The following is a 3,355-nucleotide window of genomic DNA, read 5'->3' on the forward strand; positions in this document are numbered from 1 at the left end:
TCGCTGGTATTTATAATTATGAACTTTTTTTGAAGACAAACTAGCGCTCGTCTGAGACTTTCGCAAGAGGTCTAATCAACTTGGCAGATCCGGCACTGTCCAGCCATTTTTCTGGACGATCGCACTGCCCAGAAAGTAGCGCTATTCTTAGAAAAGGGATTTGTGTCAGCGAGACTCCGGGAGATTCTTATCAATATTACTTGGAGTCCTGAGCAAATGAAATTGATCGAAGCGCAATTAGCACGCGCGGCAGTTTAGCTCGCCGGAAGAGGTTATTACAAAAGCCCTCCAGACTTTGACTCAAACACGCCAGCATTATTGGGAGTGGGTGGAGGAGGTGCGCTCTTCGGTGGAGGAAGCGGAGGCAAAACTATCGCGGGGTGAGGGAATCCCCTTAGAGACTGCGTGCGAGCAATTACAGGAAAAGTTTCGCAAGGCACGAGAGGTTGAGGGATGAGTCAATGCTTTGTCTCTCCAACAGCAATTCGTGCAAAAAGTATCCCATAATTTTGGGTCAGGGAAATAAACCGACACCTATTTTATAGTTTGTGCTAGTTAGATTAGATTCAAATAGCCCGGAATTAATGCCAGTTGAACATCAGTGGGGAAATTTACCCGAAAACTACTTTAATAACCTAATATTCAAGTCAATGTCTAAGGTAATCGATGAGCTTTGTCAAGAACTTGTCAATCTAGCATTTAACCGGGAGCGCTGGCGCTCAATGACATATTTCCCACATTTAAGAATAAGCTCTTTGAACGCAACTTAGTATGAGTTTTGAATTTAAGATGTATCAAAATCCAGAGCGCAGTCCGGCTGCAACTTCCCCAACCGCCTACTTGGTGTAATCAATAGTAATGATGAAATTTCTAGTTTTAAGAGTTCCTAGGTCCGTCAATGAAGGCTTTTAACTCAATAGCATCGTGACTGCAAAACACGCGCACATCTTTACTATGCTGCACCGATAATGCGTGCAGCCGGCCTTGATTGAGCAACCTAGCCTTGCGATCGACCTCCATCATCCATTGGTAGGCGCGCAGACCGGGCGTGCAGCGTCGGTTAGCTGCATCCATCTCGTGTCGGTAGAAATAGGCATCGCCTGCGTGCAGAAGCCAGCCATCGGGTGTATCAATGGCAATGCCAGCATGACCGCGCGTGTGCCCCACCAACGGGATTAGCAAAATTTCCGGCGGCAATCCGTCGAGCTCGCGGACTGCTTCAAAACCAAACCAAGGTTCGCCACCCGCCGAATAGTATTTCCACCGTTTGACTTCATCCCACTGCCCCGGACGATAGCGCCTTTTTGTGATGAAACCATGCCGATCGTGTGCGGCATCGATTTCAGCCTGCATGACGTGTACGGTTGCTTCAGGGAAATCCTCTAGACCACCGGCATGATCGAAGTCGAGGTGGGTGAGTACAATATGGCGCACATCGCTTGGTGAAAATCCGAGCTGTTCAATTTGATGGATTGCCGTGTACTTGCGATCGAACTGGATGTTATTAAAATAAACGAAAAACGGGCTGAGCCGAGAGTAAGGCGACTGGATATCCCGCAATCCGAAGCCGGTATCAATCAGAACAAGTCCCTGATTGGTTTCAACCAGCAGACAGTGGCAGGCGAGGTTAGCCGTCAAACCGCTACTAAAGCCATCGAAAAGCGCCCCTCCAATGGGACACATACAGCCACAATTGAGATGATGAATTTGCATAAATGTGCTGTACTAAATTACTTAGGCGGGAACCATTTATTACTCAGTTCGCATCCAAGGCCGATGCTGCATAATGCCATCGATGAACGCCTGAGAAAAATTCGCTAAATCGTCGTCACTACTGGGAGAAGTAAACACGCTTTTATTGGCTGCAATCTTGCCACTATCTGCGATGTTTACTTTCTTTAAATCTACACATAAGCATAGTAAGACGGGCGGAAATTATTGGTTGGCAGAACCCGGTTCAGTAAGCTGGCGGTGCATTTCGGCATTAACGGTATCAGGCAAAACCTTGCTTGCGCTGGCTAGAATCTTTGTCTTGAGCGAACCTGCAATGATGTTGTCCTTACCAGCCATCAAGGCTTCAAATCCCTGTTTGGCAACCTCGGCTGGATCATCTTTCTTGTCGGCGCCCGCCTTCGTGTCATCCATTCCCGCCCGGTGGAAGAAGTTAGTATCGGTGGGACCGGGCATCAGCGAGGTGACAGTTACACCTGTATCTTTTAACTCATTGCGGAGTCCTTCGGAAAACGAGTGGATGAAGGCTTTGGATGCTGCATAGACTGCCTCGAATGGCCCCGGCATTAGGGCGGCAATGGAGGAAGTGAATAGAATCCGTCCTTGGCCGCGATCGACCATATCCTTGACTACCCGTTTAGCCAAATGCACAGACGAGACAACGTTGAGGTTAATCAGATTTAGTTCGTCCTTCAAGTCTGTCTCGCGGGCAAAGTCGCCACCGACGCCGACACCGGCATTAATTGCGATCGCATCCACTGGCCGATTAGTCGCTTTTATCTGGTTGTAGAGCGTCTCAACACCGTCGTAGGTAGCGAGGTCTGCCTGCACTGTCTCGACTTTGGCACCGAGCCCCTCAAAGGCTTGAGCCGCTTCATTGATGCTCGCTCCGGTGGCGGTGACTAGGAGATCGAAGCCGTTTTGAGCGAACTGTTTGGCGAGTTCGTAGCCGATACCGTTAGAGGCACCCGTCACGATAGCCAAAGGCCGGGTCAACGAACTGTTTATAACCATTTAAAATCCTCTGTAACTGCTCCACGCTCTTTTGTCTAGGCTTGCTTCTGTCTGTACTAGACAATCTTTGTGGACTGTGGACGTTCAACTTTTACAATGCTAGGGAGATAGGAGTGCGATCGCATCTTTCCTAGGACATAAGCTTTTAGGCATTTAAATACGGTAGAGTCGAAAACAAACTTCATGCAATTAGTGTAAAAATCACAGCCGAGAATCATCTTAGAGAAAGAGCAAATAGAGAAACTACATAAAGCCTTAAAAAATGAATAAAATGGAAATATTAAAGAAATAATTATACTTAGATAGCAATCCTTGCAGGAGCCGTAAAATTTTTACCCCACCCCAACCCTCCCCGCGAGATCGGGGAGCAAGTAAGAAATTCACAAATGATGCGAGGATTGCTATCTAACTATGAAATGCGCGTAGATAGGGCTAATAACTCTTTTGATAATTATTGGGGAGCCGCCATTATCGGGCGCTAAATCGGATGCGATGAGAGACGGGAGATGGAAGATGGGAGATTGACTCGGAATATTAACCCTCTTTTGTCACTCTCGTGGTAGTATAAGCAGTAACACACCCCAAAAGCATTGCCAGTCCTATGGTAGAG

3 protein-coding genes are annotated in these 3,355 nt (G+C 47.5%); 1 reads left to right on the top strand and 2 read right to left on the bottom strand.

The window, feature by feature from the left end:
• The first annotated feature begins 295 nt into the window (after positions 1 to 295).
• The gene (locus tag QUA03_RS28560; RefSeq protein ID WP_333217055.1) at positions 296 to 457 is read left to right on the top strand and encodes a hypothetical protein; all 162 of its coding nucleotides are present in this window, start codon (positions 296 to 298) and stop codon (positions 455 to 457) included.
• A gap of 419 nt (positions 458 to 876) precedes the next feature.
• On the opposite strand, the gene QUA03_RS28565 is transcribed toward QUA03_RS28560, so the two are convergent.
• Positions 877 to 1,713 carry an MBL fold metallo-hydrolase gene (locus QUA03_RS28565; protein WP_333217056.1) on the bottom strand — a complete coding sequence of 279 codons (837 nt, stop codon included), beginning with the start codon at positions 1,711 to 1,713 and terminating at the stop codon, positions 877 to 879.
• Positions 1,714 to 1,935: 222 nt separating this feature from the next.
• Positions 1,936 to 2,706: an SDR family NAD(P)-dependent oxidoreductase gene (locus tag QUA03_RS28570; RefSeq protein ID WP_333217058.1), complete on the bottom strand. Its 771-nt coding sequence runs from the start codon at positions 2,704 to 2,706 to the stop codon at positions 1,936 to 1,938.
• Between the last annotated feature and the right edge of the window lie 649 nt (positions 2,707 to 3,355).

The organism is Microcoleus sp. S36b_A4 (assembly GCF_036700645.1).
Classification (GTDB): domain Bacteria; phylum Cyanobacteriota; class Cyanobacteriia; order Cyanobacteriales; family Microcoleaceae; genus Microcoleus.

Excerpts from the sequence above, each read along its gene's own strand:
- QUA03_RS28565 (WP_333217056.1), bottom strand. The coding sequence starts at position 1,713 with ATGCAAATTCATCATCTCAATTGTGGCTGTATGTGTCCCATTGGAGGG.